The sequence below is a fragment of the Trebonia sp. genome, assembly GCF_049794275.1.
Taxonomy (GTDB): domain Bacteria; phylum Actinomycetota; class Actinomycetes; order Streptosporangiales; family Streptosporangiaceae; genus Trebonia.
Map to the genome: position 1 here is coordinate 1 of NZ_JBARCR010000806.1, position 3,618 is coordinate 3,618.

Here is a 3,618-nt window from a genome sequence, read left to right on the forward strand (position 1 = left end):
CGGGAGTCACCATGCCGGCGCACCCGACGTGGACGCAGGTCGCGGCCGCCGCCGCCAAGCTGAACCAGCCAGGCAAGGTCTCGGGCATCTGCCTGCGCGGCCTGGCGGGCTGGGGCGACAACATGGCGGCCCTCGACACGGTCGTCAACACGTTCGGCGGCCAGTGGTTCAACATGAGCTGGCAGCCCCAGCTCACCTCACCCGCGTTCGAGCAGGCCGCGAACTTCTACGTGAACCTGGTCAAGAACTACGGCGAGCCCGGCGCCTCCAACGACAGCTTCAACCAGCTGCTGACGCTGTACGGCCAGGGCAAGTGCGCGATGTGGTACGACGCCACGGTGGCGGCGACCTCCATCGCCACTGAGTTCCCGTCGGTCTACGCGCAGACCGGCTACGTCTTCGCGCCGACCGAGAAGACCTCCTCCTCCGGCTGGCTCTGGTCCTGGGCGCTCGGCATCCCGCAGGGCGTGGACAACCAGAGCGCCGCGTGGAAGTTCGTCTCCTGGGCCACCTCGAAGCAGTACGACGACCTGGTCGCACAGAAGTACGGCTGGTCGGCAGTGCCGCCAGGCACCAGGACCTCGCTGTACAACAACCCGAGTTACCAGAAGGCGGCCAGCGCGTTCGCCGGCATCACCCTGCAGTCGATCGACGGCACCGACCCCGACCACCCGACGGTGAACCCGGTGCCCTACGTCGGCGTCCAGTACGTCGACATCCCGCAGTTCGAGACCCTCGGCCTGCAAGTCGGCCAGCAGATCGCCGGCGCGATCGCCGGCACGGAATCGGTGACCCAGGCGCTGCAGAACAGCCAGGGGTACGCCTCGGCCTACAGTCCGTCCGAGCTGTCCGGCGGCAGCTGACGGTGAAGGCAGCTAGCCAGCCATGACTATCATCGAGGATTTGGTCAAACCCCCCGCGACCGGAATCCGGCCGCGGGGGGTGAGCCGCCGGGAAGGCTGGCAGCGGCGTCTCCCGCTGCTGCCAGCGCTGATCTACACGATCGTCGTCACGCAGATCCCGTTCATCGTCACGCTCTGGTATAGCTTCCAGAACTACTTCTGGAACCAGCCAGGCGGTGCGCACTGGACCGGCGTCGCCAACTACAAAGAGGTCTTCACCGATCCCAGCTTCCGGAGCGCGGTGGTCAGGTCGGTGACCATGACGGCGATCGCGGTGATCGTCGCGATGGTGCTCGGGGTCGCGGTCGCCGTGCTGCTCGACAAGAAGTTCCTCGGCCGCGGCGTGGTCCGCACGCTGATCATCACGCCGTTCCTCGTCATGCCGGCCGCCGCGGCGCTGGTCTGGGCGGGACCGATGCTGGATCCGAACTTCGGTCTGATCAACTACCTGCTCGAGCCGTTCGGCGTGCATCACGTCGCCTGGCTGAGCACGCACGCCTACGGGTCAGTGGTCGTGGTCATGATCTGGCAGTGGACGCCGTTCATGATCCTGATCGTGCTCGCCGGCTTGCAGGGGCAGGCGTCGGATGTCCTTGAGGCGGCCAAGGTCGACGGGGCGAACGCGTGGGCGACATTCCGCGAGCTCACCCTCCCGCACCTGCGCCCCTACATCGAGCTGGGGATCCTGCTTGGCTCGATCTACCTGGTGAACGCCTTCGACCAGGTGCGGCTGATGACCAACGGCGGACCGGGCACCTCGACCACGACGCTGCCCTTCTACCTGTACCAGAAGGTGAACTACGCCTTCGACGTCGGCGGGGCGGCCGCCGCCGGCGTGGTCACCGTGGTCTTGACGATCATCGTCGCCAGCTTCGCGCTGCGGCTGTTCGCCCGGGTCTTCCAGTTCGAGGAGGCACGATGACGGCGGTAACAGCGGCAGAGGCGCCAAGCCGGACCTCCCGGCGCGCGAGAAACCGCGCCAGAGAGCTCACCCGCAAGACAGGCTGGACCGTGCTCGGCTGGGTGGTGGGGATCGCTTTCTTCCTGCCCGTGCTGTGGATGGTGATCACCGCATTCAAGCCGGAGTCCGCCGCGGAGACCTGGCCGCCGAAGTTCATCTTCAGCCCCACGCTGGCGCAGTTCCGGCTGGTCTTCAACGGGATGGGCCCGTATCTCGAGCACTCGGCCCTCGCGACGGTCGGCTCCACGATCCTGGTGCTGGTGCTCGCGATCCCGGCCGCCTACGCGCTCGCGATCCGCCCGGTCAAGCACTGGCGCGACGGCCTGTTCTTCTTCATCTCGACGAAGATGCTCCCGATCGTCGCGGCGATCGGGCCGCTGTACGTGATCGCGCTGAAGGCACACCTGCTGGACACCATCTGGGTGCTGATCATCCTGTACGCAGCGATGAACCTGCCGCTCGCGATCTGGATGATCCGGTCGTTCATGCTCGAGGTGCCCACCGAGATGCTCGAGGCGGCGCGCCTCGACGGTGCCGGGCGGATCAGGGAGATCATCGAGGTGATCATGCCCGTCGTTATCCCCGGCGTCGTGTCCACCGCGCTGATCTGCGTGATCTTCGCCTGGAACGAGCTGTTCCTCGCGCTCAACCTGACCGTCACGAACGCGGCGACCATGCCGATGTTCCTGATCAGTTCGGTGCCCCAGGAGGGGCTGTACATCGCGCACCTGTCCGCGGCGGCCACGGTCGCCTCGGTCCCGGTGATCATCGTGGGCTGGGTCGCGCAGCGTTCCCTGGTCCGCGGTCTGTCTATGGGTGCGATCAAGTGAGTGACGGAGGTCCCCGATGGCAGCAGTGAACTACCTGGCGGCGAGCCGCGTGTACGCGAAGGGCACGCCGCCCGCGGTCGACGCGCTCGACCTGGACATCAAGGACGGCGAGTTCATGGTCCTCGTCGGGCCGTCGGGGTCGGGCAAGACGACCGCGCTGCGGATGCTCGCCGGGCTTGAGCCGCTCGACGGCGGGCGCATCGAGATCGCCGGGCGTGACGTCAGCGACGTGCAGCCCAAGGACAGGGACATCGCGATGGTGTTCCAGAACTACGCGCTCTACCCGAGCAAGACCGTCGCGGAGAACATGGGCTTCGCGCTGAAGATGCAGCACGTCCACAAGGACGAACGCGACCGCCGCGTCCGTGAGGCGGCGCGCATCCTCGACCTCGACGAGAGCATGCTCAGCAGGAAGCCCAAGCAGCTGTCCGGCGGCCAGCGGCAGCGCGTCGCGATGGGCCGGGCCATCGTGCGGGAGCCCAAGGTTTTCCTGATGGACGAGCCGCTGTCCAACCTGGACGCCAAGCTGCGGGTGCAGACCCGCAGCCAGATCGCCGAGCTGCAGCGCCGCCTCGGCGTCACCACCGTCTACGTGACGCACGATCAGGTCGAGGCGATGACGATGGGACACCGGGTGGCCGTGCTGAGCAACGGCAAGCTCCAGCAGTGCGCCTCGCCCCGCGAGCTGTACGACAACCCGGTGAACCAGTTCGTCGCCGGCTTCATCGGCTCGCCCGCGATGAACCTGCAGACCGCGCCGCTGACCGACGGCGGCGCCACGCTGGCGGGGACCGTCATCCCGCTCGCCGCGCCGGTACGCGCAGAGGCGGCGCGCGATCAGCTCAGCGAGATCGTCCTCGGCATCCGGCCCGAGCACCTGCACCTGGCGGCGGAAGGGCGGTACCCGGACACGGCCGGCCAGGAC

4 protein-coding genes are annotated in these 3,618 nt (G+C 67.6%); all 4 read left to right on the forward strand.

Translation table 11 applies throughout. The features are described 5' to 3' along the window. On the forward strand, positions 1 to 863 hold an 863-nt coding region (locus WA805_RS21050), incomplete at its 5' end, for an ABC transporter substrate-binding protein (protein ID WP_425243179.1). Positions 864 to 885: 22 nt separating this feature from the next. After that, positions 886 to 1,824, forward strand: coding sequence for a carbohydrate ABC transporter permease (locus WA805_RS21055; RefSeq protein ID WP_425243180.1), 939 nt, complete (start codon positions 886 to 888; stop codon positions 1,822 to 1,824). Then, on the forward strand, positions 1,821 to 2,693 hold the full coding sequence (locus WA805_RS21060) for a carbohydrate ABC transporter permease (RefSeq protein ID WP_422281666.1): 873 nt from the start codon (positions 1,821 to 1,823) through the stop codon (positions 2,691 to 2,693). Before WA805_RS21055 ends, WA805_RS21060 begins: the two co-directional genes overlap by 4 nt. Positions 2,694 to 2,709: 16 nt before the next feature. Next, positions 2,710 to 3,618, forward strand: a 909-nt coding sequence (locus WA805_RS21065; RefSeq protein WP_425243181.1) for an ABC transporter ATP-binding protein, incomplete at its 3' end; no start/stop codon positions are given.

Bases quoted from the DNA above. Each gene is read 5' to 3' on its own strand.
- WA805_RS21055 (WP_425243180.1), top strand. From the start codon at position 886: ATGACTATCATCGAGGATTTGGTCAAACCCCCCGCGACCGGAATCCGG.
- WA805_RS21060 (WP_422281666.1), top strand. From the start codon at position 1,821: ATGACGGCGGTAACAGCGGCAGAGGCGCCAAGCCGGACCTCCCGGCGC.